The 25,510-nt window shown below is 70.1% G+C and carries 21 protein-coding genes and 1 tRNA gene; 16 read left to right on the top strand and 6 right to left on the bottom strand.

Going from position 1 to position 25,510, the window contains the following annotated elements; genetic code table 11:
• Nucleotides 1-57 precede the first annotated feature (57 nt).
• The 11 genes from BLU02_RS06075 to BLU02_RS06025 all read left to right on the top strand — a co-directional run bounded on the left by BLU02_RS06075 (nt 58) and on the right by BLU02_RS06025 (nt 14,269).
• Nucleotides 58-816, top strand: a complete 759-nt coding sequence (locus BLU02_RS06075) for a beta-phosphoglucomutase family hydrolase (protein WP_060923291.1) — start codon at nt 58-60, stop codon at nt 814-816.
• Nucleotides 813-3,320, top strand: coding sequence for a glycoside hydrolase family 65 protein (locus BLU02_RS06070; protein ID WP_060923292.1), 2,508 nt, complete (start codon nt 813-815; stop codon nt 3,318-3,320). The genes BLU02_RS06075 and BLU02_RS06070 overlap by 4 nt, the downstream gene beginning before the upstream one ends.
• Nucleotides 3,321-3,446: 126 nt before the next feature.
• Entirely contained in the window at nt 3,447-5,735 is a 2,289-nt protein-coding gene (locus tag BLU02_RS06065) for a DNA polymerase III subunit gamma and tau (RefSeq protein ID WP_083370906.1), read from the top strand.
• Entirely contained in the window at nt 5,735-6,328 is a 594-nt protein-coding gene (gene recR, locus BLU02_RS06060) for a recombination mediator RecR (RefSeq protein ID WP_025104255.1), read from the top strand. Before BLU02_RS06065 ends, recR begins: the two co-directional genes overlap by 1 nt.
• Entirely contained in the window at nt 6,325-7,239 is a 915-nt protein-coding gene (locus BLU02_RS06055; RefSeq protein ID WP_060921884.1) for a DMT family transporter, read from the top strand. The genes recR and BLU02_RS06055 overlap by 4 nt, the downstream gene beginning before the upstream one ends.
• Before the next feature lie 81 nt (nt 7,240-7,320).
• Nucleotides 7,321-8,601, top strand: coding sequence for an aspartate kinase (locus BLU02_RS06050; RefSeq protein WP_025104257.1), 1,281 nt, complete (start codon nt 7,321-7,323; stop codon nt 8,599-8,601).
• 250 nt (nt 8,602-8,851) lie between these two features.
• A complete protein-coding gene (locus BLU02_RS06045; RefSeq protein ID WP_060921883.1) occupies nt 8,852-9,922 on the top strand; it encodes an aspartate-semialdehyde dehydrogenase in 1,071 nt (356 codons plus the stop codon).
• A gap of 46 nt (nt 9,923-9,968) precedes the next feature.
• A complete protein-coding gene (locus BLU02_RS06040) occupies nt 9,969-11,441 on the top strand; it encodes a malate:quinone oxidoreductase (protein WP_060921882.1) in 1,473 nt (490 codons plus the stop codon).
• Nucleotides 11,442-11,450: 9 nt separating this feature from the next.
• Nucleotides 11,451-12,104: a thymidine kinase gene (locus tag BLU02_RS06035; RefSeq protein WP_060921881.1), complete on the top strand. Its 654-nt coding sequence runs from the start codon at nt 11,451-11,453 to the stop codon at nt 12,102-12,104.
• A gap of 154 nt (nt 12,105-12,258) precedes the next feature.
• Entirely contained in the window at nt 12,259-12,981 is a 723-nt protein-coding gene (locus tag BLU02_RS06030) for a FadR/GntR family transcriptional regulator (RefSeq protein WP_060921880.1), read from the top strand.
• 10 nt (nt 12,982-12,991) lie between these two features.
• On the top strand, nt 12,992-14,269 hold the full coding sequence (locus tag BLU02_RS06025) for an alpha-hydroxy acid oxidase (protein ID WP_060921879.1): 1,278 nt from the start codon (nt 12,992-12,994) through the stop codon (nt 14,267-14,269).
• Nucleotides 14,270-14,354: 85 nt separating this feature from the next.
• Here the strand turns inward: BLU02_RS06025 and BLU02_RS06020 are convergent, their stop codons facing one another.
• The 5 genes from BLU02_RS06020 to BLU02_RS06000 form a co-directional block, all read right to left on the bottom strand.
• A complete protein-coding gene (locus tag BLU02_RS06020; RefSeq protein ID WP_060921878.1) occupies nt 14,355-15,122 on the bottom strand; it encodes an HAD-IIB family hydrolase in 768 nt (255 codons plus the stop codon).
• Nucleotides 15,119-15,595: a VanZ family protein gene (locus BLU02_RS06015; RefSeq protein ID WP_082750020.1), complete on the bottom strand. Its 477-nt coding sequence runs from the start codon at nt 15,593-15,595 to the stop codon at nt 15,119-15,121. The genes BLU02_RS06020 and BLU02_RS06015 overlap by 4 nt, the downstream gene beginning before the upstream one ends.
• Before the next feature lie 68 nt (nt 15,596-15,663).
• Nucleotides 15,664-15,740, bottom strand: a tRNA-Pro gene (locus BLU02_RS06010).
• Nucleotides 15,741-15,823: 83 nt separating this feature from the next.
• A complete protein-coding gene (locus tag BLU02_RS06005) occupies nt 15,824-16,765 on the bottom strand; it encodes a metallophosphoesterase (RefSeq protein WP_060921876.1) in 942 nt (313 codons plus the stop codon).
• Nucleotides 16,756-19,317: a transglycosylase domain-containing protein gene (locus BLU02_RS06000; protein ID WP_060921875.1), complete on the bottom strand. Its 2,562-nt coding sequence runs from the start codon at nt 19,315-19,317 to the stop codon at nt 16,756-16,758. The genes BLU02_RS06005 and BLU02_RS06000 overlap by 10 nt, the downstream gene beginning before the upstream one ends.
• An 89-nt stretch (nt 19,318-19,406) precedes the next feature.
• Between BLU02_RS06000 and BLU02_RS05995 the strand changes: the two genes are divergently transcribed.
• Both BLU02_RS05995 and BLU02_RS05990 read left to right on the top strand, forming a co-directional pair.
• Complete coding sequence (locus BLU02_RS05995; protein WP_060921874.1) at nt 19,407-19,631, top strand: Sp36 family protein; 225 nt, start codon at nt 19,407-19,409, stop codon at nt 19,629-19,631.
• Nucleotides 19,628-20,086, top strand: a complete 459-nt coding sequence (locus BLU02_RS05990) for a RidA family protein (protein ID WP_060921873.1) — start codon at nt 19,628-19,630, stop codon at nt 20,084-20,086. The genes BLU02_RS05995 and BLU02_RS05990 overlap by 4 nt, the downstream gene beginning before the upstream one ends.
• Nucleotides 20,087-20,185: 99 nt before the next feature.
• On the opposite strand, the gene acs is transcribed toward BLU02_RS05990, so the two are convergent.
• Entirely contained in the window at nt 20,186-22,153 is a 1,968-nt protein-coding gene (acs, locus tag BLU02_RS05985; RefSeq protein ID WP_060921872.1) for an acetate--CoA ligase, read from the bottom strand.
• 398 nt (nt 22,154-22,551) lie between these two features.
• Between acs and BLU02_RS05980 the strand changes: the two genes are divergently transcribed.
• From BLU02_RS05980 to BLU02_RS05970, 3 genes are all read left to right on the top strand, one after another.
• Entirely contained in the window at nt 22,552-23,556 is a 1,005-nt protein-coding gene (locus BLU02_RS05980) for a TadA family conjugal transfer-associated ATPase (protein ID WP_060921871.1), read from the top strand.
• Nucleotides 23,550-24,449, top strand: a complete 900-nt coding sequence (locus BLU02_RS05975; protein WP_105950278.1) for a type II secretion system F family protein — start codon at nt 23,550-23,552, stop codon at nt 24,447-24,449. Before BLU02_RS05980 ends, BLU02_RS05975 begins: the two co-directional genes overlap by 7 nt.
• A gap of 356 nt (nt 24,450-24,805) precedes the next feature.
• Nucleotides 24,806-25,510 carry a hypothetical protein gene (locus tag BLU02_RS05970; RefSeq protein ID WP_060921870.1) on the top strand — a complete coding sequence of 235 codons (705 nt, stop codon included), beginning with the start codon at nt 24,806-24,808 and terminating at the stop codon, nt 25,508-25,510.

Here is a 25,510-nt window from a genome sequence, read left to right as displayed (position 1 = left end):
TTGCACAGTGGCACGGAGAGGTGCCGACCCGACCCTCGTCCTTCTCCTGGAGGCTCTGTGCCAGACGCGCTGCCCGACCTGTTCCACGCCGACGGTGTGCTGTTCGACCTCGACGGCGTCCTCACGCCGACCGCCGAGGTGCACATGCGCGCCTGGAAGGCGGTCTTCGATGACGTCTTCGCCCGCTGGGACATCACGCCGCCGTACACCGACGAGGACTACTTCGCCTACGTCGACGGCAAGAAGCGCTACGACGGCGTCGCGAGCCTGCTGCGCAGCCGCAACGTCGAGGTGCCCTGGGGATCCGTGGACGACGACCCGTCCGCCGAGACCATCTGCGGGATCGGCAACCGCAAGAACGCCGCGTTCGCGACGTCCCTCCGCAGCCAGGGCATCGCTCCGTTCCCCGGCTCCCTCGCCGTCGTCGAGGCGCTGCACGCCGCGGGGATCCCGCTCGGCGTCGTCTCCAGCTCCAAGAACGCCGAAGAGGTGCTGGCGGCCGCCGGCATCCGGTCCTTCTTCCGCGTCGTGATCGACGGCGTCGTCGCCGAGCGCGAGCACCTCGCCTCCAAGCCCGCGGCCGACATGTTCGCCGCCGGCGCCACGGCCCTCGGCGTCGACCCGGCCCGCAGCATCGCCGTCGAGGACGCCACCTCCGGTGCCGAATCGGCCGCCGCCGCCGGCTACGCCGTCGTCATCGGCGTCGACCGCGGCGCCGGCGCCGACGCACTCCGCGCCGCCGGCGCGACCCACGTCGTCGACGACCTCGGCGTCCTGCTTCCCGCCGCCCGCACCGACACCCCGGAGACCGCATGATCGACCGCGACCGCTTCCCCGTCGACCCGTGGCGTCTCATCGAGACGCGCTACTCGGAGGAGGGTGTCGGCGAGACGCTGTTCTCGGTCGGCAACGGCTACCTCGGGCTCCGGGGCAACCACATCGAGGGGCGCGGCGCGCAGGAGCACGGCACCTTCATCAACGGCCTGCACGAGACGTGGCCGATCCGGCACGCCGAGCAGGCCTACGGCTTCGCCGAGGTCGGCCAGACGATCGTCAACGCCCCCGACGCCAAGGTGATGCGCCTCTACGTCGACGACGAGCCGATCTCCCTCGACGACGCGGACGTGCGCGAGTACGCCCGCACGCTCGACATGCGCACGGGCGTGCTGGAACGGCGCGTGGTCTGGGAGACCCCGTCCGGCAAGCGGGTGCGCATGCGGGATCAGCGTCTCGTGAGCTTCGAGGAGCGCCACCTCGCCGTGCTGCGGCTCGAGGTCGTCGTCGAGAACGCCAACGCCCCCGTCACGATCAGCTGCCAGCTGCTCAACCGTCAGGACGGGGCGGGCGTCTACGCCGGCTCCCCGATGACGACCAAGGGCGCCGCCTTCGACCCGCGCAAGGCCGAGCGCATCGCGGACCGCGTGCTGGAGCCGGCGGAGCACTGGCAGGACGGGCTGCGCTCCGCGCTGTCGTATCGGGTCGCCGCGTCCGGGATGACCGTCGCCGTCGTCGCCGATCACATCATCGAGACGGAGAACGACTACAACGTCCGCACGCTCATCGAGCCGGACATCGCCAAGAACGTCTTCCGCGTCCAGGCGAAGGCCGGCGTCCCCATCACGATCACCAAGCTCGTCAGCTACCACTCGTCCCGCGGGGTGCCCCCGCGGGAGCTCGTCGACCGCTGCCGTCGCTCGCTCGACCGGGCAGCGGACGAGGGCGTGGAGACGGTGTTCCGTCGTCAGCGCGAGTGGCTCGACGCGTTCTGGGAGCGCAGCGACGTGCAGATCGGCGGGCGCGACGACCTGCAGCAGGCCACGCGGTGGTGCCTGTTCCAGCTCGCGCAGGCCTCGGCCAGGGCGGACGGCGCCGGTGTCCCCGCGAAGGGGCTGACCGGCTCCGGCTACAGCGGCCACTACTTCTGGGACACCGAGATCTACGTGCTCCCGTTCCTCACCTACACGACGCCGCGGTGGGCCTACAACGCGCTGCGAGCCAGGGTGAAGATGCTCCCCGCGGCGCGCCGCCGGGCCGCCCAGCTCAACGAGGCCGGAGCGCTGTTCCCGTGGCGCACGATCAACGGCGAGGAGGCGTCGGCGTACTACGCCGCCGGCACCGCGCAGTACCACATCAACGCGGACATCAGCTTCGCGCTGGGCAAGTACGTGCGGGCGACCGGGGACGAGGCCTTCCTGCGCCGCGAGGGTGCAGACGTCGCGATCGAGACCGCGCGGCTCTGGGCCACCCTCGGTTTCTGGCGGGGGTCGCGGCTCGTCGAGCAGTCCGGCGCCGGCGACGGCCTCCAGACGTTCCACATCCACGGCGTCACCGGCCCGGACGAGTACACGACCGTCGTGAACGACAACCTGTACACGAACGTCATGGCGCGATACAACCTCCGGTACGCGGCCAAGGTCGTGCGGGAGATCCGCGACAGCTACCCCGAGGACTACGCGGCCCTCGTCGAGCGCACGGGCCTCGGCTCCGGTGAGGCGGAGTCCTGGGAGCGGGCTGCGGAGGCGATGTACATCCCGTACAGCGAGAGCCTCGGCATCCACCCGCAGGACTCGCTGTTCCTGGAGCGGGAGGTCTGGGACCTCGCGAACACCCCTGCCGACCAGCGCCCGCTGCTGCTGCACTTCCACCCGCTCGTGATCTACCGCTTCCAGGTGCTCAAGCAGGCCGATGTCGTGCTGGCGCTGTTCCTGCAGGGCAATCACTTCTCGCCCGAGGAGAAGAAGGCCGACTTCGACTACTACGACCCGCTGACGACGGGTGACTCGACCCTGTCGGCGGTCGTGCAGTCGATCCTCGCGGCCGAGGTGGGCTATCAGGACCTCGCGCAGAAGTACTTCGAGCAGTCGCTGTTCGTCGATCTGCACGACCTGCACCACAACGCGGCGGACGGCGTGCACGTGGCCTCGGCCGGTGGCGTGTGGACGGCCCTCGTCTGCGGCTTCGGCGGCATGCGCGACTACGGAGGCGACCTCAGCTTCGACCCGCGGCTGCCCGAGTCCTGGCCGTCGCTGTCGTTCCCGCTGCAGTGGCAGGGGACGGCGATGCAGGTGACCGTCACGCGGCACGAGCTGCGCGTCGAGGTGCGCAGCGGCCCTCCGGTGCCGTTCAGCGTGCGCGACAACGCGTACATCGCGACCCTGGAGGACGAGGTCATCGTCCCGCTCGCGAACCAGGGACCAGTGATCCCCGGACGCCCGACCCTGCAGGAGTTCGCCGACGCCCGCCGCGACGACGGCACGCGGCTCTCCGCCTCGGTTCCGGTGATCACGAGCGCGATCCCCGTCATCGAGACGATCGACTGACCGCCGACCCACCCCTTTGCGTGTGCCCCACCCCTTTGCGGACGTCCGCAAGGGGGTGGCTCGCGTGAAAGGGGCCGGGTCGAGTGAGAGGGGAGCAACGTCGGTGGCACGCCGTAGGCTGGAGGGGTGACCACAGCCCTCTACCGCCGCTACCGACCCGAGACGTTCGGCGAGATGATCGGGCAGTCTCAGGTGACCGATCCGCTCATGACCGCGCTGCGCGGCGACCGTGTGGGTCACGCCTATCTGTTCTCCGGTCCTCGCGGCTGCGGCAAGACCACCTCGGCGCGGATCCTCGCCCGTTGCCTCAACTGCGCGGAAGGGCCGACCGACACCCCCTGCGGGACGTGCCCGAGCTGCGTCGAGCTGTCCAGGGCCGGTGGCGGATCGCTCGACGTCGTCGAGATCGACGCGGCGAGCCACAACGGCGTCGACGACGCCCGCGACCTCCGCGAGCGGGCGACCTTCGCCCCGAGCCGTGACCGCTTCAAGATCTTCATCCTCGACGAGGCACACATGGTCACCCCGCAGGGCTTCAACGCGCTGCTGAAGCTGGTGGAGGAGCCCCCGCCGCACGTCAAGTTCATCTTCGCCACGACGGAGCCCGAGAAGGTGCTGGGCACGATCCGCTCGCGCACGCATCACTACCCGTTCCGGCTGGTGCCGCCCGCCGCGATGCTCGAGTACGTCGAGAAGCTGTGTGCGGAAGAGGGCGTCATCGTCGAACAGGGTGTGCTGCCGCTCGTCGTCCGCGCCGGGGGAGGCTCTCCCCGCGACACGCTGTCGCTGCTGGATCAGCTGATCGCGGGATCGGATGCCCCGGCCGGCTCCGAGACTGTCACGGTCGGCTACGCGCGGGCGGTGGCGCTGCTCGGGTACACCCACGGGGCGCTCCTCGACGAGATCGTCGATGCGCTGGCCGCGGGCGACGCCGCGACCGCCTTCCCGGCCATCGACCGCGTGGTGCAGACCGGACAGGACCCGCGGCGCTTCGTCGACGACCTCCTGGAGCGCCTGCGCGACCTCATCGTCATCGCTGCCGTCGGCTCCGGCGCCTCCGCCGTGCTCCGCGGCATCGCCGAGGACGAGCTCGACCGGATGCGCCGCCAGGCCGAGTCCTTCGGCGCCGCGCGGCTCTCCCGCACGGCCGACGTGGTCAGCGCGGCGCTCGACGACATGTCCGGCGCCACGTCACCGCGACTTCACCTCGAGCTCATGGTCGCCCGTGTGCTCGCTGCCGCTCCCGGTGGCTCGGCCCTGTCCGGCTCCTCGGCGTCGGGCGCGCTGCACCCGCCGGCGACGACGCATCCGCCGGTGATCCCGCCGGTGTCCGCCCCGCCCTCGGCGGCTGTCCCGCCCGAGCCCGAGACCGCGTCGGCGCCCGAGACGGCGACGCCCACGGCATCGGCAGCGACCTCGTCCGCACCGGCCCCGTCCGCGTCCGCGCCGGCCCCGTCCGCTCCTGCGCCGGCGGCCTCCGCTCCTGCGCCGGCGGCCTCCGCTCCTGCGCCGGCCGCAGAGCCCGAGCCCTCCCCGGAACCTGCGCCCGCTCCGGCCCCAAAGTCGTCCGCCGCGCCGTCCGCCCCCGTCACGTTCGACCGTGTCAGCGACGCCTGGCCCGCCGTGCTGAAGCGCCTCGAAGGCATCAGCCGCACGTCCTGGCTGCTCGCCACCGCCGTGCAGCCGCTGGCCTACGACGGCGAGTCCGAGGTGCTGACCCTCGGATTCACGAGTCAGCACGACGTCGCGAAGTTCAAGGGGACCACGCCGGGCTCCGGACCGTCCGACCACCTCCGCACGGCCATCGAGCAGGAGGTCGGGGTGCGGGTCAAGTACCTGCCGGCCCCGATGCCGTCCGGCGGTGCGCCGCGGCAGCCCGCCTCCTCGGCGTCCAGCGCCCCGGCCGACACCGCTCCCGCATCGGAGCCTGCGTCAGTGCGTCCCTCCCGCCCGCAGACCCGCGCCGCCGCCGCCCCCGTGACGGAGTGGGCGGTCGCACCCATCCCGACGACAGCAGCCGCCGCGCCCGCCGCGCCCCTCGCCGTCGACGAGGAGCCGGAGGAGGTCGAGGCCGCCTCCGCCGCCCCGACCCCGCCGACCGACGGCAGGATCGATCGCGATGAGCCGCCGCTGCCCGGCGACGACGACGCTCCCGCGTTCGACGAGGAGCCGCCGTACGATCCGGCCTACGAGCCCCCGGCTCCGTACGACCGCCCTCCCTCCCCACGTGCGACTCCGGCGGCGGCCCCGCAGGCGGCCGCCCGTACGACCCCCGCGGCCGCTCCACCGGTCGTCGTCGAGCGCACCCCCGCCGCCGGCGGCGTGCAGCGCTACGGAGAGGCCGTGATCCGCCAGGTGCTCGGCGCGACGTTCCTTCGCGAAGAGCCCTACGAGCCCCCCACGAGGTTCTCCTGATGTACGACGGCATCGTCCAAGAGCTGATCGACGAGTTCGGCCGCCTTCCCGGGATCGGCCCGAAATCGGCGCAGCGCATCGCGTTCCACATCTTGCAGACGCCGACGTTCGACGTCGCCCGTCTCGCCGAGCTGCTGACCGAGATCCGCATCCGGGTCCGCTTCTGCGAGATCTGCGGCAACGTCGCGGAGCAGGAACGCTGCGCGATCTGTCGCGACCCCCGCCGCAACCAGGCGCTGATCTGCGTGGTCGAGGACGCGAAGGACGTCGCGGCGATCGAGCGCACGCGGGAGTTCCGCGGCCTGTACCACGTGCTCGGCGGCGCGATCAGCCCCATCGCGGGCATCGGGCCGGACGACCTCCGGATCGCCCAGCTCATGACGCGGCTCGCCGACGGCACCGTGCAGGAGGTCATCATCGCCACGAACCCCAATCTGGAGGGGGAGGCGACGGCGAGCTACCTGAGCCGGCTCCTGACGACGATGCAGATCACGGTCTCGCGGCTCGCCTCGGGCCTCCCGGTCGGCGGCGACCTCGAGTACGCGGACGAGGTGACGCTCGGCCGGGCCTTCGAGGGCCGGCGCGTGCTGTGACCCCGCAGTCCGGCTTCTCCCGCCGGGGCTGGCTGCTCTTCGGGGTCATGGCCCTGCTCTGGGGCGTGCCCTACCTCTTCATCAGCGTGGCGGTGGATTCGATCTCCCCGCCGGCGATCGTCGCCGGACGGACACTGATCGCCGCGCTCCTCCTGCTGCCGTTCGCCCTGCGCAGCGGCGCCCTCCGTGCGGCGCTGCGGCACTGGCCGTGGGTGCTGGCCTTCGGGGCTGTGGAGATGGCCGGACCGTTCCTCCTCCTCGGGCATGCCGAGATGACGCTGCCCTCCGGCATGACCGGACTCCTCGTGGCCACGGTGCCGCTGTTCGCCGCCCTCATCGCGCTGGGCGGCGGCGACCGCGGCGTGCTGCGTCCCGCCCGCGGCATCGGTCTTCTGGTCGGCTTCATCGGTGTGGCCATCGTCGTGGCGGGGCCGGGGCTCTTCGGGGGAGAGGTGAGCCTGCTCGCGGCCGGGGAGGTGCTGCTCGTCGCGGTGCTGTACGCGATCGCGCCGTTCATCGTGGCGCGCAAGCTGAACGACGTGCCCTCGCTCGGCACGATCACGCTGTCCCTGCTGATGATCGGCATCTTCTATCTCCCGATCGGTCTGCTCACACAGCACGAAGTGCCGACGCTCCCATCGATCGGCGCGCTGCTCGCTCTCGCCGTCATCTGCACGGCATTGGCGTTCCTGGCCTTCTTCGCGCTGATCCGCGAGGTCGGACCGGTCAGGGCACCGCTGTTCACCTACGTGAACCCGGTCGTGGCGATCGTGCTCGGGGCCATCGTGCTCGCCGAACCCCTCACCCCGGGACTCCTCCTCGGATTCCCGCTGATCATCATCGGGTGCTGGTTCGCCGCCACCGGAGGGCGGCTGCGCCCGATGACGCCCGTTCCGCCCGCCCCCGCCTGAGCCGTCACATGCGCGGGGCGGCATGCGCGCCGATCGTAGAATGACCGTGGGCGGATCCGCCCGACATCCCAGGGAGTGAACGTGGCCCTCATCGTGCAGAAGTACGGCGGCTCGTCCGTCGCCGACGCAGAGAGCATCAAGCGCGTCGCCAAGCGCATCGTCGACACCCGTCGCGCCGGTCACGACGTCGTCGTCGCCGTGAGCGCCATGGGCGACACGACCGATGAGCTGCTGGACCTCGCGAACGAGGTCGCGCCGATCCCCGCCCCGCGCGAGCTCGACATGCTCCTCTCCAGCGGCGAGCGGATCTCGATGGCGCTGCTGGCGATGGCGATCCACTCCATGGGCTTCGAGGCGCGGTCGTTCACCGGCAGCCAGGCCGGCATGATCACCGACTCGCAGCACGGGGCGGCGCGCATCGTCGACGTCACACCCGTGCGGCTCCGCGAAGCCCTCGACGAGGGCGCGATCGTCATCGTCGCCGGCTTCCAGGGGTTCAATCGCGACACCCGCGACATCACCACGCTCGGCCGGGGCGGGTCGGACACGACGGCCGTCGCGCTGGCGGCCGCGCTGTCGGCCGACGTCTGCGAGATCTACAGCGATGTGGACGGCATCTTCACCGCCGACCCGCGCGTGATCCCGAAGGCGCAGAAGCTCGACCACGTCTCCAGCGAGGAGATGCTGGAGCTCGCCGCCAACGGCGCCAAGGTCCTGTACATCCGTGCCGTGGAGTACGCCCGCCGGCACGGCGTCCTCATCCACGCCCGGTCGACGTTCTCGTCGGCCGAGGGTACATACGTTCTGGGCGAGGGCATGAAGAACCCTCGCGAAGCCGAGGGAGCAGTCATGGAAGAACCGATCGTCGCCGGCGTCGCCACCGACTTCAGCCAGGCCAAGATCACCGTCGCCGGGGTGCCCGACGTCCCGGGCAAGGCCGCCGAGATCTTCAAGATCGTCGCGAAGTCCGGCGCCAACGTCGACATGATCGTGCAGAACGTCTCGGCCACGGGGCGCACGGACATCTCCTTCACGGTCCCGAAGGCCGACGCCGCTGCCGCGCTCAAGGCGCTCGCCGGCGAGCAGACCGAGGTCGGCTTCCAGAACCTCATCCACGACGACCAGATCGGCAAGCTGTCCGTGGTCGGCGCGGGGATGCGCACGCATTCCGGTGTCTCGGCGACCCTGTTCGAGGCGCTGTCCGCCGGCGGCATCAACATCGAGATGATCTCCACGTCGGAGATCCGCATCTCGGTCGTGCTCCGCGACACCGACCTCACCGAGGCCGCCCGCACCGTGCACACCGCCTACGGTCTCGACGGCGACGCGGAGGCCACGGTCCACGCCGGCACCGGTCGCTGACCCCCACGCCAGCGCGCTACGCCAGCACAGGCGTTCGCGCGGGTTCAGGCTGTGCTGTGCGCGCGTGCCTGTTGTCCCGCGTTCGCCTGATTCGCCGGGGGCGCCTGCCTTCGTGAAACCAACGGGCTTCGGGGTGGTCGCAGCGCGATAGACTCGCGGAAACCCTGACACCGGCGCCAGGCGCAGCATCAGCATCCCGACGCCGCGCCCGAAGCCTCGTACGCCGTACCGCACGAAGCCAAGGAACATCATGACCCGCATCTCCGAATCAGGACTCTCCGTCGCCATCGTCGGCGCCACCGGCCAGGTGGGCACCGTGATGCGCGAGATTCTCGCGGAGCGTTCGTTCCCGATCCGCGAGCTGCGGCTGTTCTCCTCGGCGCGTTCCGCGGGAACGTCGATCGAGTTCGGCGGACAGACGGTCATCGTCGAGGATGTCGAGGCCGCCGACCCGTCCGGTATCGACATCGCCCTGTTCTCCGCCGGTGCCACTGCCAGCCGTGCCTACGCCCCCCGCTTCGCCGAGGCCGATGCCGTGGTCGTCGACAACTCGAGCGCCTGGCGGATGGATCCCGAGGTCCCCCTCGTGGTCAGCGAGGTCAACCCGCACGCGATCGACGACCGGCCCAAGGGCATCATCGCGAACCCGAACTGCACCACGATGGCGGCGATGCCGGTGCTGAAGGTCCTCGACGCCGAGGCCGGCCTGGAGCGCCTGATCGTGTCGACCTACCAGGCGGTGTCCGGCTCCGGACTCGCGGGCGCGCAGGAGCTGCTCGGCCAGGTCGAAGGCGTGCTCGCGCAGGGCGACACCCTTCGCCTCGTGCACGACGGCTCCGCGGTCGACTTCCCCGAGCCCGAGAAGTACGTCGCGCCGATCGCCTTCGACGTGATCCCGCTCGCGGGCAACCTCGTGGACGACGGAGACAACGAGACCGACGAGGAGAAGAAGCTTCGCAACGAGAGCAGGAAGATCCTGGAGCTGCCCGACCTGCGCGTCGCCGGCACCTGCGTCCGCGTGCCCGTGTTCACGGGTCACTCGCTGTCGATCCACGCCGAGTTCTCCCGCGACCTGACGCCCGAGCGCGCCAGGGAGGTGCTGAGCGCGGCGCCCGGCGTCGTGCTCGACGAGGTGCCGACCCCACTGCAGGCCGCGGGCAAGGACCCGAGCTTCGTGGGTCGCATCCGTGCCGACCAGTCGGCTCCGGAGGGCAAGGGGCTCGTGCTCTTCATCAGCAACGACAACCTCCGCAAGGGAGCGGCGCTGAACGCGGTACAGATCGCCGAGGTCCTCGCGGAGCGGCTCGCTCCGGTCTCCTGAGGGCCGCATGGTCTGCGGTGTCCTGGCCGCGAACTAGACTGTTCGGGTGACTGAAAACGTCGATGTCGTCCTGATCGGCGGTGGCATCATGAGCGCCACCCTGGGTACCCTGCTGCACGAGCTGCAGCCGGACTGGAAGATCGTCGCCTTCGAGCGGCTGTCGGACGTAGCGCAGGAGAGCTCCAACCCCTGGAACAACGCCGGGACCGGGCACGCCGCGCTGTGTGAGCTGAACTACATGCCGCAGCAGGGCGACGCTCCGCTCGATCCCGCCAAGGCGATCTCGATCAACGAGCAGTTCCAGCAGAGCCGCCAGTTCTGGTCCTCCCTCGTCGAGAAGGGCGTGCTGGACGAGCCGTCGACCTTCATCAACGCGACGCCGCACATGACGTTCGTGCGGGGTGAGAAGGATGTGGCGTACCTCAAGAAGCGTTACGAGGTGCTCAAGGAGCAGCCGCTGTTCGCCGGCATCGAGTACAGCGAAGACTCCCGCGTCATCAATCAGTGGGCGCCGCTCCTCATGCAGAAGCGGCGGAAGGGCGAGCCGTTCGCGGCGACCCGGGTGCCCGCCGGCACCGACGTCGACTTCGGTGCCCTCACGCACCAGCTCTTCGATCACCTGCGTGAGTCGGGCGTCGCCGTGCGCACCAACCACGAGGTCAAGTCGCTCAAGCGTCAGAAGGACGGCACCTGGCTCATCAAGTACCGCACGACGGTCGGCCGAACCCCGAACGAGATCAAGGCCAAGTTCGTGTTCGTCGGCGCCGGTGGCTGGGCGCTGAAGCTCCTGCAGAATTCCGGCATCCCTGAGATCAAGGGCTACGGCGTCTTCCCGATCGGTGGCCAGTTCCTCAAGACGACGAACCCGAAGATCGTCGCGCAGCACAAGGCGAAGGTCTACTCCCAGGCCTCGGTCGGCGCGCCGCCGATGTCGGTCCCGCACCTCGACACGCGTGTCGTCGACGGCGAGGCGTCGCTGATGTTCGGGCCGTTCGCGACGTTCAGCCCGAAGTTCCTCAAGAACGGCTCGATGCTCGACATCGTCACGCAGGTCCGGCCGCACAACCTCTGGCCGATGCTGCGGGTCGCCTTCGCCAACCCCGACCTCATCACGTACCTCATCAGCGAGCTGATGAAGAACCACCGCAAGAAGGTCGACAGCCTCCGCACGTTCATGCCGACGGCGAAGGACGAGGACTGGACGCTCATCGACGCCGGTCAGCGCGCCCAGGTCATGAAGAAGGACCCGAAGAAGGGCGGCGTGCTGCAGTTCGGCACCGAGGTGGTCGCCTCGGGCGACGGCTCGATCGCCGGTCTCCTCGGAGCATCCCCCGGGGCTTCGACCGCCGTGCCGATCATGCTCGACCTGCTGAAGAAGTGCTTCCCCGGCGAGTACCCGGGCTGGGAGTCGCAGCTGCGCGACCTCATCCCCACCTTCGGCCGGAAGCTCAACGGCGACGCGGAGCTCGCGGAGGAGTCGACCACCGCGACCGCCGCCGTCCTCGGCATCAACGCCTGACCCCGGACCGTGGCGAAGCTCTACTTCCGCTACGGCGCGATGAACTCGGGCAAGTCGACTGCCCTGCTCCAGGCTGCGTACAACTACGAGGAACGCGGCCAGCATGTGCTGCTCGCCAAGCCCGCGATCGACACCAAGGGCGCCGGCGAGATCGAGAGTCGCCTCGGGGTGACGCGCCCCGTCGACTTCCTCATCGGTCCGGACGACGACGCCCGCGCGCTCTTCGCGGTCCACCGCGAGCGCATGCGGCGGTCCACGGAGGAGGAGCTCCTCCCGACGGGCCCGGTCGACGTGGCCTGTCTCCTCATCGACGAGGCGCAGTTCCTCACGCCGACACAGATCGACGACCTTTTCCGTATCGCGGTGGAGGACGGCATCCCGGTGATGGCCTACGGCATCCGCAACGACTTCCGCACCCACGCGTTCCCCGGCTCCGCCCGTCTTCTGGCCATCGCGCACTCCCTGGAAGAGCTCAAGACGATCTGCCGCTGCGGGCGCAAGGCGGTGTTCAACGGCCGCGTGGTCGGCGGCCGCTTCGTGTTCGACGGCGACCAGGTCGCGATCGACGAGGGCGCCGACGGCTCCGCCTCGCCCGAGCTCACGACCTACGAGTCGCTGTGCGGCACCTGCTACCTGGAGGAGTCCGGCGGCCGCCTCGGCTGACCCGCTGACCCACCCCCTTCCGGTCGCCCCACCCCTCTGCGTGCGTACGCACCGGGCCGGGACGCGCGAAAAGGGGTGGCTCATGCGCGCAGCATCGCCGCGTTGCGTGGTCTGACCACACACGCTAACCTGTGGTCTGACCACAGGAGGCGAGATGACGGAGCAGCCGGCGCGCGCATGGCGACTCGTGCTCGAGCACATCGAGCGTGACCTGCTCGACGGTCGTCTCGGCCCGGGGGACCGGCTGCCGTCCGAACGGGACCTCGCGAGCGACCTCGGCGTCGGACGATCGAGCGTCCGGGAGGCGTTCCGCGTGCTCGAGGTGCTCGGACTCATCCGCACCGCCACCGGCTCGGGCCCCCAGGCGGGCGCCATCGTGATCGCCACCCCCACTGGCGGGATGTCCGCGCTCCTGAGGCTCCAGGTGGCCGCGCAGGGCTTCCCCCTCGACGACGTCGTCCGCACGCGACTGGTCCTGGAGGATGCGGTCGTGGAGGCGATGGCAGGCGCCGCCCAGCGGGACACCGTGCGGGCGCACGAGCTGCTCACCGCGATGGACGACGGCGCCCTCACTCCGGCCGAGTTCCTGGCCCTCGACGCGCAGCTGCACCTCTCCCTCGCGGAGGGCAGCGGCAACACGGTCATCGCGGCGATGATGGCGGGACTCCGCTCCGCCATCGAGTCGTACGTGCTCGCGGGCGCGGCGACCGTCGATGACTGGGACCGCATGGCCGACCGCCTGCGGTCCGAGCACCGTGCCCTCGTCGCAGCGATCGACGCGGGCGAGATCGACACCGCCCGGCGCCTGGTGCGCGCCCACATCACCGGCTACTACACCGCCGCGGGCCTCACCCGCGCCATCACCCCGCAGAACTGAGAGGCAGAACATGGTCCAGCGCCAGCTCCCCAACCCCGCCGAGCTGTTGGAGCTCATGAAGTTCAAGAAGCCCGAGCTCGACGGGCGCAAGCGCCGCCTCGACGCCGCGCTCACCATCGACGATCTGCGCACGATCGCCAAGCGCCGCACACCCAAGGCCGCCTTCGACTACACCGACGGCGCCGCTGAGGGCGAGCTGTCGCTGAGCCGGGCACGCCAGGCGTTCCAGGACGTGGAGTTCCACCCCGGCATCCTCAAGCCGGCGCCGGACGTCGACACGGCCGTCGACATCCTCGGCGGTCCGTCTGCGCTCCCGTTCGGCATCGCGCCGACCGGCTTCACCCGGCTCATGCAGACCGAGGGTGAGGTCGCGGGCGCCGGAGCCGCGGCCGCCGCAGGTATCCCGTTCACGCTGTCCACCCTCGGGACCACCTCGATCGAGGACGTCAAGGCGGCGACGGTCCGGGAGCCGCAGGGCCCCGTGCCCGGTCGGAACTGGTTCCAGCTCTACGTCATGCGCGACCGCGAGATCTCGTACGAGCTCGCCCGTCGCGCCGCCGCCGCCGGCTTCGACACCCTCCAGTTCACGGTCGACACCCCGGTCGCCGGCGCCCGTCTCCGCGACAAGCGCAACGGCTTCAGCATCCCCCCGCAGCTCACCCTCGGCACGATCATCAACGCCATCCCGCGGCCCTGGTGGTGGTTCGACTTCCTGACCACCCCGAAGCTCGAGTTCGCTTCGCTGAGCACGACCGGCGGCACCGTCGGCGAGCTCCTCGACGCGGCGATGGATCCGACGATCAGCTACGACGACCTCGCGGTCATCCGCGACATCTGGCCCGGCAAGATCGTCATCAAGGGCGTGCAGAACGTCGAGGACTCCGTGCGCCTGCGCGACGCGGGCGTGGACGGCATCGTGCTGTCGAACCACGGTGGCCGCCAGCTCGACCGCGCCCCGATCCCGTTCCACCTCCTGCCCGAGGTCCGTCGGGCGGTCGGCGACGACTTCACGGTCATGATCGACACCGGCATCATGAACGGCGCCGATATCGTGGCGGCCGTCGCGCTCGGTGCCGACTTCACGCTGATCGGGCGCGCGTACCTGTACGGCCTGATGGCGGGAGGTCGCCAGGGCGTCGACCGCACCATCGCCATCCTGCGCGGCGAGATCGAGCGCACGATGCGGCTGCTGGGCGTCGCGTCCCTGGCGGAGCTCGAGCCCGGGCACGTGACTCAGCTCACTCGTCTGGTGCCCGTCTCCCGCGCGGCCGGCGTCGAGGTGCACTGACCCACCTGCACGACCAGACCACGCCTGCACGACGGATTCGCTCCTCCCGTCGTGCAGGCGGACCGAGGTCGTGCGGCTGTGCCCGTCAGACCCGGGTGGAGAGGGTCGGCAGCAGCTCCCGCAGACGCGCGGCCGTGTCCTCCCAACCCTCGACGGCCACCGACGGCACACCCAGGGCCAGGACGGGGTAGTCGTTGCCGCCCTCGTCGAGACGGTCGCCGTAGAACAGCATCGCGGTCAGATCGATGCCGGTGTGGGTGGCGAGCTGCTGCATGCCGAACGCCTTGTCGATCCCGGCGCGGGTGATGTCGATCGAGGTCGAGCCGCCCGAGCGCACCTCGAGGCCCGGGAGCCGCGCGGCGACGGCATCGCGTAGCGCGCCGCGCTTCGAACCCGTCGGATCCCACGCATGCTTCGCGTCGCGTGGGGCCTGCTGGCCGAGCGCGGAGAACGTGATCTGCGAGCCGCGGTCCTCGAGGATCTCGCCCCAGGGCTCGGCCTCCCAGAGCCCGAGACGCTCCGCCTCCTCGCGCAGCGCGGTGAGGGCGGCGGTCTTCTCCTCGTCGCTGAGGTCATGGGCGTACACCGCGACGAAATCGCTGCCGTCATGCCGCAGGTATCGCGTGCCGCACGTCGGGAGCAGATGCAGTCGGGCGAGGGCCGTCGGGTCGGCGTCGGCGAGCTGCGCCACCACCTGCGTGCGGAACTGCGCCTCGTTGCCCCCGGAGATGATCGCGACATCGACGGAACGCAGCAGCTCACCCAGGAGCGCGGCGATCTGCGGGTCGATCGTGCCCTTGGAAGGGGCAAGGGTGTCATCGAGGTCGAAGGCGATGAGAGAGGGCGATGTCATGATGCCTCCACTGTAGGTGTTCTCGGCCGGGAGGACGGTGTGGCGGCGAGCAGCGTGCAGAATATCGCGAGGACGACGCCGATGCTCGCCCCGGTGGCGTTGGCCAGCACGTCGCTCACGGTCGCGGCGCGGTGGGGGAGGGCCAGGTACTGCGCCGTCTCGATCCCCAGCGAAAGGGCCGGACCCACGAGCAGTGATAGCATCCACGCGCGCCGGGGCACGAGCAGGAACGCGAGCACCCCGACCGGGATGAAGACGGCGACGTTCGCCAGAACCTCGAGTCGCGTGAAGTCCAGGCTCGTCCAGCCGAGCCGCTGAATCGCGCGAAGGAGGAGGTCGAGCAGGTTGGGCATCGTCTGCTCCACGCGCGCGGGCGTGAGCGTGAGGAGGGCGACGCCGAGGAGGAAGGGGAGCCCGAGGGCGACGGCCCACACGCGCGTCGAACGCCGCGGCGGTGGCAGGAGCCTCCCCATGCGTTCCCCTCTCGCACGACATCCCGATACAGAGAAGGCCGCCCCTGCGGGCGGCCTTCTCGTGTCACTGGTCGGGGTGACAGGATTTGAACCTGCGACCTCTTCGTCCCGAACGAAGCGCGCTACCAAGCTGCGCCACACCCCGTTTTGCAACCCTCCGAGTCTACAGCGAAATGCCTCCAGCACCGAATCGAGCACTCCACCCGCGTGGCGGAACCGTTCGCGGGGTCAAGCGTGGGGGGTCAGCGTGAGCAGTGTCGCCTCGGGGCGGCACGCGAAGCGGACGGGCGCGTAGATGGAGTGCCCGCAGCCTGCGCTGACGTTCAGAGGTACCGAACGGTCGCCATGCGTCCAGGTACTGAGTCCCTTGGCCTGCTTCAGGGGGATGTCGCAGTTGGCCACGATGGCGCCGAAACCGGGGAGACAGACCTGTCCGCCGTGAGTGTGGCCGCCGAGGATGGCGTCCGCGCCGAGGTCGACGAAGCCGTTGAGCACGCGTTGATACGGCGCATGCGTGACGCCGAGCACGGGAGTGGCGTCCGACCGCGACCCGAGTTGTTCGAGCGCCGCGGGCAGCACGTCGAGGCGCTCCCAGTCGCGATGGGCGTCGTCGACGCCGAACAGGTCGACCGCCTCGCCGCGCACCGTGAGTCGCGTCGCGGTGTTGTTCAGGTCGGCCCAGCCCAGCTCGTCCGTGAAGTAGCGGTCCATCGCGGCGGTGTCGAGCAGAGTGGGCTCGCGGTGCTTCTGCGATGGTCCGGCGAAGTACCGCAGCGGATTCCGGGGGGAGGGGCCGTTGACGTCGTTGGAGCCGTGCACGAACACCCCGGGAACTCCGGCGAAGGGGGCGAACGCTCGGCGGATGCCCTGCAAGCCCTCCTCGTGCCCGAGGTTGTCGCCCGTGTTGACGATGAGGTCGGGCTTCAGATCGGCCAGGGACGCGAGCCAGTCCTGCTTCCGGTGCTGCCAGGGCGCCATATGCGCGTCGGAGAGGTGCAGGATGCGCAGCGGCGCCGCGCCCGCCGGAAGTGCCTCCGCCGAGACCTCCCGCACCGTGAACAGGTACCGCTCGATGCCGATGCCCCAGATCGCGGTGGCTGCACCGACGGCCCCCACCGCGCCGAGCGCGATGAGGGCCGGGTGCGCCGCGCGGGACGTGCCTACTTGCACGACACTCGGATCGGCGTGGCCTTCGTCGCCGCAGAGTTCGCGGCCGGGGTCGTCGCCGTCACCGTCGCGTCTTCCGCGTTACAGGAGCCTTCTCGTTCGACCGTCGTGAAGCCGGCGGCGACGAGCGCGGCGTTGGCCTCGGTCGGACTCTGCCCTGTCACATCGGGAACGGTCGCGCCGTTGCCGTTGCTGGGCGAGATCGTGATGGTGGCCCCGGCAGCGGCCTGACCGGACGGGCTCTGTTCGACGACGATGTTCGTCGCCTTGTCGCTGTCCACCGGATCGCCCACGGAAACCTGGAAACCGGCGCGCTCGAGGGTCGCAGTCGCTTCCTCGACGGTCTGCCCGACGACATCCGGCACGTCGACACGGATCTGTCGGATGAGGTTGCCGTCCGGCTCCGGGAACCGATCGCCACCGTAGGCCTGGTTCGCGGCGTGCTGCGCGGCGCGGGCCAGCGGGTACCGCACCTCGTTGAGGAGGTGGCTGCCGGTCCAGACGTTGAACACGTTGTCGTGGTTGCCGTTCGAGCGGCCGGCCCAGACCGCGGTCGCGACCTTGGTGCTGGACTCGATCATCATGGTCGACCACAGGTCGTGCGTACCGGTCTTGCCGATCAGCGGGGTGCCGTCGAAGGGGTTGGCTCGCGCGCCGGTGCCACCGCCGGCCATGACGCCCTGCAGTGCATAGGCCGCGGTCGCCGCGACCTCCTTCGAGAGCACGCCCTCGGTGCAGGAGGCCTTGGGGAGCGGACGCTCCTTGCCTTCGGCGTCGATCACCTTGTCGATCGCGCGCGGTGTGCAGTACGTGCCGCCGCTGGCGACCGTCGCGTAGGCATTGGCCATCGCGATGGGGGAGATGTTCTTCGGTCCGAGGACGTCGTAGGGGACGTTCTCCTCCGTGACCTTCTCGCCGCTGGCCAGGGTGACGCCCATCTTGTCGGCGACCTTGTTGATGTCGCAGACGTCGAGCTTGGCGGCCATCGCGAAGAACCCGCTGTTGAGGGACTGCGCCGTGAAGGCCATCGGCGTCCCCGTGAATCCGCGAACGCGGTTGAAGTTGCCGATCTTCGCCGTGTCGGTCGTCTGCGGGCTGCCGCAGACCGGGATCTGCAGGTTGGTCTGCACCGCACCGTTCAAGGACTCCCGCACGGAGTGGCCCTTCTCGAGCCAGTCGATGAGGGTGAAGAGCTTGTAGGTCGAGCCCACCTGGAAGCCGCCGGAGTTGCCGTACTTCTGGTCGCCGGCGAAGACGAGCGATGAGTACTGCTGGTCGCTGGTCGGAGTCTCCGAGAACTTCGTGTTCTGCGTGATCGAGAGGATGCGACCCGTGCCGACCTCGATCGAGACGCCGGCAGCACCGAAGTACTTGTTGTCGAAGTTCGCCGGGACGACGTTGGCCATCTCCTCGGCCGCGGGGTCCTGCACGCGGAAGTCGAGGGTGGTGTAGATCTTCAGACCACCGCGGCGCAGCAGGTCGCGACGCTCCTGGATGTCCGCACCGAACGCCTCGTCGTTCTCGACGATCGACTTCACGTACTGGCAGAAGTAGGCGTTGCGTCCGGCCGCGGCACAGCCCTGGGTCGGGACCTTGATGGCGGGAGTGATCGCGGCGGCCTTCGCCTCGTCGTGCTGCGCCTGGGTGATCTTGCCGTCCGTGAGCATACGGCCGAGAACGTAGTCGCGGCGGTCCTTGGCGTCCTTGTACCCGTCCTCGGCGGAGTTGTGCGCGACGCCGTCGTTGGTCGTGTAGGTGCCGCCGGGCTTGTCGATGCGGTACGTGTTCGGGTTCTGCACGATGCCGGCGAGCGTCGCCGCCTGGCCGACGGTGAGCTTCGCGGCGGTCGTGGAGAAGTAGTACCGCGCGGCGGCCTCGATGCCGTAGACCGTGCCGCCGAAGTTCGCGATGTTGAGGTATCCGAGGAGGATGTCGTTCTTCGAGTAGTCCTTCTCGATCTGGATGGCGTAGCGCATCTCCTGGAGCTTGCGCTCGATGCCGTCGACGCCGGAGGCGTTGGTGGCGTCCTGCCAGCACTGCTGCAGCTCGTCCGCGTAGGTCTCGGAGGCCGTGTTGACGTTCTGCTCGCACTGCTGGATGCGGACGTTCTTCACGAACTGCTGGCTGATCGTCGAAGCGCCGCGGCTGGACGTGCCCCGCACGTTGTCGACGAGGGCCTTCACGGTCGCGCCGAGGTTGACGCCGCCGTGGGTGTAGAAGTTCTTGTCCTCACTGGAGAGGATCGCGTCGTAGAGGACGGGGGCGACCTGCTCGTAGGTGACCGGGACCCGGTTCTGCTCGTAGAACGACGCCAGCACGACCGGCTTGCCCTCGGGGTTGGTCGCGTAGATGGTCGACTGCTCCATCGGGGTGTCGACCTTGAGGACCTCGGGCAGCTCATCGAAGATGGTCAGCGCCGTGGAGCCGGCGACGCCGGTCATCGCGAGGACGGGGGTGACGCTGGCGGTGACCAGCAGACCGGCGATGGCGCTCAATCCGACGAGCCCGACGAGACCGCCGAGCACGCCCTTCACCGTGCGGTTCTTTTGGGGCATACGCTTGATCGTAGGGGAGTTCCCTGAATACCCGCTTTGACGAGCGCGGCCCGGTCTGCCCTGGACGCGCCCTGATCGACAGGAGTGCCATGACCACGTGGGAGTACCTCACCACGCCGCTGCTGATCCACAACACCGCGGCCATCCTCAACAACTGGGGCAAGCAGGGCTGGGAGCTCGTGCAGGTGGTGCAGGGCCCCGAAGGCGGTCTGGTCGCCTACTTCAAGCGCCCGGTGACCACGGACGGCTCGGCCAACGCCGGGCTCGCCGCCGCCGCCGAGGCCTCCCGCCAGTTCGAAGGGGGCCAGGCATGAGCGTCGCCGCCCGACTCTCCGAGCTCGGCATCGAGCTTCCCGCCGTCGCCGCTCCGGTCGCCGCCTACGTGCCGGCCGTCGTGCACGGTGGCCTCGTCTACACGTCTGGCCAGCTCCCGTTCGTCGACGGCGCCCTCCCGGCGACCGGCAAGGTCGGTGCGGAGGTCTCTGCGGAGGACGCCAAGGCGTTCGCCCGGACCTGCGCCCTGAACGCGCTCGCTGCGGCTGCCGATGTCGCAGGCGGTGTCGATCGGATCGCCGGTGTGGTCCGCGTCGGCGGGTTCGTCGGCTCGGCGGAGGGCTTCACAGGACAGCCCGCCGTCATCAACGGCGCGAGCGAGGTGCTCGGCGAGATCTTCGACGAGGAGGGCCGGCACGCCCGCGCCGCGGTCGGCGTCGCGGAGCTCCCGCTCGGCAGCCCCGTCGAGGTCGAGGTCACCTTCCGCCTCGCGTAGTTCCCGTGCCCCGGCTCGCCGAGACCCCGGGTACGCGCCGAGACCCCCTGTTGCAGACGCCTGCAGCAGGGGGTCTCGACGTGAACCCGGGGTCTCGCGTTACTTGACCTGGGCGGAGATGATGCTCATCACGGCGGTGTCGGCGAGCGTCGTCGTGTCGCCGACCTCGCGACCCTCCGCCACGTCGCGGAGCAGACGCCGCATGATCTTGCCGGAACGGGTCTTCGGCAGCTCGCCGACGATGTAGACGTCGCGCGGACGGGCGATCGCGCCGATCTGCTCGCCCACCCAGAGCCGCAGCTGCTGGGCGAGTCCCGCCGGGTCGTGCGCCGAGAGGTAGCTCTCCTTGATGATCACGAACGCGACGACCGCCTGACCCGTGGTCTCGTCCGAGGCGCCGACGACGGCGGCTTCCGCCGTGGCCTCGTGCGCGACGAGGGAGGACTCGATCTCCGCGGTCGACAGCCGGTGGCCGGAGACGTTCATGACGTCGTCGACCCGGCCGAGCAGCCAGAGGTCGCCGTCCTCGTCGAGGCGGGCCCCGTCGCCGGCGAAGTAGTAGCCCTGCTTCTCGAACTTCTCCCAGTACGTCTCGCGGAAACGCTCCGGGTCGCCCCAGATGCCACGCAGCATGCTCGGCCAGGGTTCGGTGATCACGAGGAGGCCGCCGTTGCCGTTGCCGACCTCGACGCCCTGTTCATCGACCACATCGATCGAGATACCGGGCAGGGGCACCTGCGCCGAGCCGGGCTTCGTGGCGGTGATCCCGGGGAGCGCCGACACCATGATCGCGCCGGTCTCGGTCTGCCACCACGTGTCGACGATCGGCGTCGAGCCGGCGCCGATGACCTCGCGGTACCACATCCAGGCCTCAGGGTTGATGGGCTCGCCCACCGAGCCGAGCACGCGCAGCGAGGACAGGTCGAACTTCTGCGGGACGCTGCGACCGATCTTCATGAACGAGCGGATCGCGGTCGGGGCCGTGTAGAAGATCGAGACCTTGTACTTCTCGATGAGTTCCCACCAGCGGCCGGGGTGCGGAGTGTCCGGCGTGCCCTCGTAGAGCACCTGGGTCGCGCCGTTCGCGAGCGGACCGTAGGTGACGTAGCTGTGTCCGGTGATCCAGCCGATGTCGGCGGTGCACCAGTAGACGTCGGTCTCCGGCTTCAGGTCGAAGACGTTCTTGTGCGAGTACGCCGCCTGGGTGAGGTAGCCGCCGGAGGTGTGCAGGATGCCCTTCGGCTTCCCCGTCGTGCCCGAGGTGTACAGGATGAAGAGGGGGTTCTCGGCGGGGAACGCCTGGGCGGTGTGGTCGGAGGAGGCGGCGGGGACGACGTCGTGCCACCACAGGTCACGGCCCTCGGTCCACTCCACCTCGTTCTCGCCGCGCTTGACGACGAGCACGTGCTCGACGGTCTGCTGCTCGCCCTCGCCGCGGTCGGCCAGCGCCTGGTCGACGGCGGGCTTCAGCGCGGAGACACGGCCCTTGCGGTACCCGCCGTCCGCCGTGATGACGAGCTTGGCGCCGGCGTCGTCGATCCGCGAGCGCAGGCTGTCGGCGCTGAAACCACCGAAGACGACCGAGTGGATGGCGCCGACGCGCGCCACGGCGAGCATCGCGGCGATCGCCTCGGGGATCATCGGCAGGTAGATCGCGACGCGGTCGCCCTGACCGATGCCGAGCTCGTCGAGCACGTTCGCGACGCGCTTGACCTCGTCCGTCAGCTCGGCATAGGTGATGCGGCGGCTGTCGCCGGGCTCACCCTCCCAGAAGAGTGCGACGCGGTCGCCGTTGCCGGCCTCGACGTGCCGGTCGAGGCAGTTGTACGCCACGTTGAGCTCTCCGTCGTCGAACCACTTGGCGAAGGGCGGATTGCTCCAGTCGAGGACCTGCGTGAAGGGCTTGTGCCAGTGGACGAGCTCGCGCGACTGGTCGGCCCAGAAGCCCTCGCGGTCCGCGGCGGCGCGCTCGTAGAGCTCCTGCGAGGCGACGGATTGGGCGGCGAACTCCTCCGACGGCGCGAAGCGCCGGGTCTCGTCGAGAAGGTGATCGATCTGACTGCTCATCGGCAGGCGCTCCTTTGCGGCGTTCGGGTCGTGCAGGCATGGCCGCAGGGGGAGTGCGACCAGGTCAGGGTGAATCTATCCCCGCCCCTGACCCTCGAATACTGCCGAAAGTCGGTAGTCGAGTGGGTTTTGTCAGGACGGTCGCCTTGCGTACACTCGACGACAGCCGAAATCTCATTCCGGCCTTGGCGTGCCCGATTCCCCCGATCGAGAGCCGCCGTGGGCGGCATCTCATTCCCCCCGTGAGGTGCCGCCCTTTCTCATGGGAGCGCTCCCGCCTCCTCGTCCGCCGCGGCCGGCTCCTGCACCGCCGCGGGTGGCGTCTGGTTGTGCACAGGGTCCGACGGAACATGTGCCCCGCGCGGTCGTCGCGCACAGCCGCGGCCTACCTTCGCCGTATGCCTGATCGATTCGTCATCCGCCCTCGCCCTTCCGGGACTCGTGCCGCATCGCGCGCTCCGCAGGAGGCGCTCCGGAGTGAGCCGGCGTTCGCCCCGCTCGCGCCGTTCGTCGACGACGAGGTGACGGACGTGTTCCTGAACGGCGCGGACGCGCTGTTCGTGGATAGAGGGAGCGGGGCGGAACGCGTGCCGGACTGGCGGGCCACGGAACGCGAGGTCCGCGAGCTCGCCGTGGCGCTCGTCGCGATCGGAGGGCGACACCTCGACGATCAGACGCCGTGCGTCGATGTGCGGCTCGGCTCCGGCGTCAGGGTGCACGCCGCCTTGGCTCCGGTGTCGGCATTGGGCACAGCCGTGTCGATCCGCGTCCCTCGCGTGCACGCGGCCGACCTCGATGCGCTCGCGGCGCGCGGGGCCTTCGATGCGCGGCAGAGGCGCTGGCTCGGCTCGCTCGTCCGCGACCGGGCGAACCTCCTGCTCACCGGGGGAACGGGCTCCGGCAAGACGACGCTGCTGTCGGCTCTGCTGTCGGAGGTCGCGCCCGATGAGCGCATCGTCACCATCGAAGACGTCGCGGAGCTGAGGCCCCGGCACCCGCACCATGTGGCTCTGGAGGCTCGCCAGGCCAATCTCGAAGGCGCCGGGGAGATCGATCTGGCGCGATTGGTGCGGGAGTCCCTGCGCATGCGGCCCGACCGTCTGGTGGTGGGCGAGTGCCGAGGGGAGGAGGTGCGCGAGCTGCTCACCGCGCTCAACACCGGGCACGACGGCGGTGCGGGCACCCTGCACGCCAGCGGTCTGGCGGACGTGCCCGCGCGCTTGGAGGCCCTGGGCGCGCTCGCCGGCATGGATGCGGTGGCCCTCGCGCGTCAGGCGGTGAGCGCCTTCACCATCGTGCTGCACCTGGAGCGCACTCCGGCCGGGGCGCGACGCATCGCGAAGGCCGGTCGTCTCGTGCTCGCAGGCGACCGTCTGGCGATCGAGGAGGTCGAACCGTGGTGACGCTCCGTGTGCCGCGTCCGGCGTCGGCGGCCGGTCCGCATGTCGCCGATTCCGTCCAGACGCTCGCGGTGCTCCTGCAGGCCGGGGCGATCCCCCTCGTCGCCTGGCGGCATCTCGCGGGCACAGGAGACCCGTCCGCGACGGCGGTGCTGGAACGAACGGATGAGGGGGTGCCCCTGGTCGCGGCGATCGAGGCGCAGGGTGGCATGTGGACGGAGCTGGCGGCGGCGTGGGAGGTCGCCACGACGGTGGGAGCGCCGCTGGCCGACGTGCTCCGCACCATCGCCGAGGCGCTGCGCGATGCCGCGTCGGCGGCGGACGACGTCCGGGTGGCCCTGGCCGAGCCGGCGGGCACGGCGCGACTGCTGCTCTGGATGCCGCTGGCCGGCCTGCTGCTCGGCGTGGCGCTGGGCTTCGACACCCTGGGCGCGATCATCGGTAACCCCCTCGGGGGTGCGTGCGTCGTCGCCGGCCTCCTGCTGGTCGTGATCGCCCGACTGTGGACGAGACGACTACTGCGCCGTGCGCGTCCCGAGTCGGGGACGCCGGGCATGACGGCGGAGCTCGTCGCGGTCGCGCTCACGGGTGGTGCACCGATCGACCGCGCCGTCGCGCTCGTCACCGAGACCGGAGTCGTCGATCCCGCCGAGCGCGACCGCGTCGGCCAGGTGCTCGAGCTCTCCCGTGCAGCCGGCGTCCCCGCCGTGGAGCTGCTGCGCGCGGCGGCGGCACAGGACCGGCATCGTGCGAGGGTCCAGGGGCGTCTTCGTGCCGCGCGCCTCTCCACGCGGCTGCTGCTTCCGCTCGGCGTCTGCACGCTGCCTGCGTTCCTCCTGCTCGGTGTGGCGCCCCTCCTGCTCAGTGTGCTCGCCTCCACGCCCCTGCCGACTTGACCCTTCCGTGATCACCTAAAGAAAAGAGGTATGAAGATGAACGACACCCTGCCCACCCTGGACCGGCGCCGCGCCCGGGCTCTCTTCGGAGACGACACCGGCGCAGCGACCGCCGAGTACGCCATCACCACCATCGCCCCCGTGAGCGGAGTTACTCGCTCCTGCCGCCCTTCGAGTGGCGGATCGAGGCCGCGTGATGCGCTCTCTCGACGTGGTGACTTGTGCTGCGAGGTCGTGCACGGTTTCGTCCCGCCCGAAAGCTCCCGGCAGCAACGGCTGACGGGTCACCCAGGGCGAAGCCCACCCAGGATCGCGAGATCCGACGTGGCGGACCCCCGCAGAGAAACGAGAACGAAATGACCATCAACACCGCACCATTCGTGCAGGCTTTCACGACCTTCCGGCGTTCGCTGGCGCAGGCCGTGGACTTCACGAACCCGAACTACACGAACAGCGCGATCACCCGCGAGCGGTTCAAGCAAGTCATGGACGCGCGCGCCGCACTCCTCGACAAGATCCCGGCCGCGAAGGATGCGGACGCGGATGCGCAGATCGCGGAGGTGCTCGACGGTCTCGCCCCGAAGAACGCCGACGAGGTGGCGCTCCAGGAGGTGGAGTGGCGCAAGGTCTCCGCGCTTGTGACCGCTGGTCGGTCGCTGGAGGCACTCATCCTCGCAGCGAATCCGCTTCGGCTCGCGGCGATCGCACAGTGGATCGAGGTCTCCCCGGAGGCGCTCGCATCGGTCGACCCGTCCGGTGTGATCGCTGAGGTCCGCGAGCTGGTGTTCCAGCAGCTGGTCGAGCACGGCGTCCGGGCCGCTGTCCGGGTCCGCGACCTGACCGCTGACGCCAACATCGTGGCGGCGTGGCGCAACGTGCTGATCGAGGCGCTGGAGGGCGCGGTCTCGCTGGGCACCATGTCGCGCATGGCACACCTGGATCCGCAGGGCTACGCGGCGCTCGGGGTCGACGAGAACCTGGATCGGGATATCCAGATCGACTACAAGGTCGAGAAGCTCGACGGTCTGAACCTCCGCCGCGACACGATCGCCGCGAAGTAG

Origin of the sequence: Microbacterium paraoxydans (assembly GCF_900105335.1) — a bacterium.
Lineage (GTDB): Bacteria > Actinomycetota > Actinomycetes > Actinomycetales > Microbacteriaceae > Microbacterium > Microbacterium paraoxydans.
This window is presented reverse-complemented; position numbering and strand designations above follow the sequence as displayed.

Coding starts and splice junctions, on each gene's coding strand:
- BLU02_RS06070 (WP_060923292.1), top strand. CDS start 813: ATGATCGACCGCGACCGCTTCCCCGTCGACCCGTGGCGTCTCATCGAG.
- recR (WP_025104255.1), top strand. CDS start 5,735: ATGTACGACGGCATCGTCCAAGAGCTGATCGACGAGTTCGGCCGCCTT.
- BLU02_RS06045 (WP_060921883.1), top strand. CDS start 8,852: ATGACCCGCATCTCCGAATCAGGACTCTCCGTCGCCATCGTCGGCGCC.
- BLU02_RS06030 (WP_060921880.1), top strand. CDS start 12,259: ATGACGGAGCAGCCGGCGCGCGCATGGCGACTCGTGCTCGAGCACATC.
- BLU02_RS06025 (WP_060921879.1), top strand. CDS start 12,992: ATGGTCCAGCGCCAGCTCCCCAACCCCGCCGAGCTGTTGGAGCTCATG.
- BLU02_RS06020 (WP_060921878.1), bottom strand. CDS start 15,122: ATGACATCGCCCTCTCTCATCGCCTTCGACCTCGATGACACCCTTGCC.
- BLU02_RS06015 (WP_082750020.1), bottom strand. CDS start 15,595: ATGGGGAGGCTCCTGCCACCGCCGCGGCGTTCGACGCGCGTGTGGGCC.
- BLU02_RS06000 (WP_060921875.1), bottom strand. CDS start 19,317: ATGCCCCAAAAGAACCGCACGGTGAAGGGCGTGCTCGGCGGTCTCGTC.
- BLU02_RS05995 (WP_060921874.1), top strand. CDS start 19,407: ATGACCACGTGGGAGTACCTCACCACGCCGCTGCTGATCCACAACACC.
- BLU02_RS05990 (WP_060921873.1), top strand. CDS start 19,628: ATGAGCGTCGCCGCCCGACTCTCCGAGCTCGGCATCGAGCTTCCCGCC.
- acs (WP_060921872.1), bottom strand. CDS start 22,153: ATGAGCAGTCAGATCGATCACCTTCTCGACGAGACCCGGCGCTTCGCG.
- BLU02_RS05980 (WP_060921871.1), top strand. CDS start 22,552: ATGCCTGATCGATTCGTCATCCGCCCTCGCCCTTCCGGGACTCGTGCC.
- BLU02_RS05970 (WP_060921870.1), top strand. CDS start 24,806: ATGACCATCAACACCGCACCATTCGTGCAGGCTTTCACGACCTTCCGG.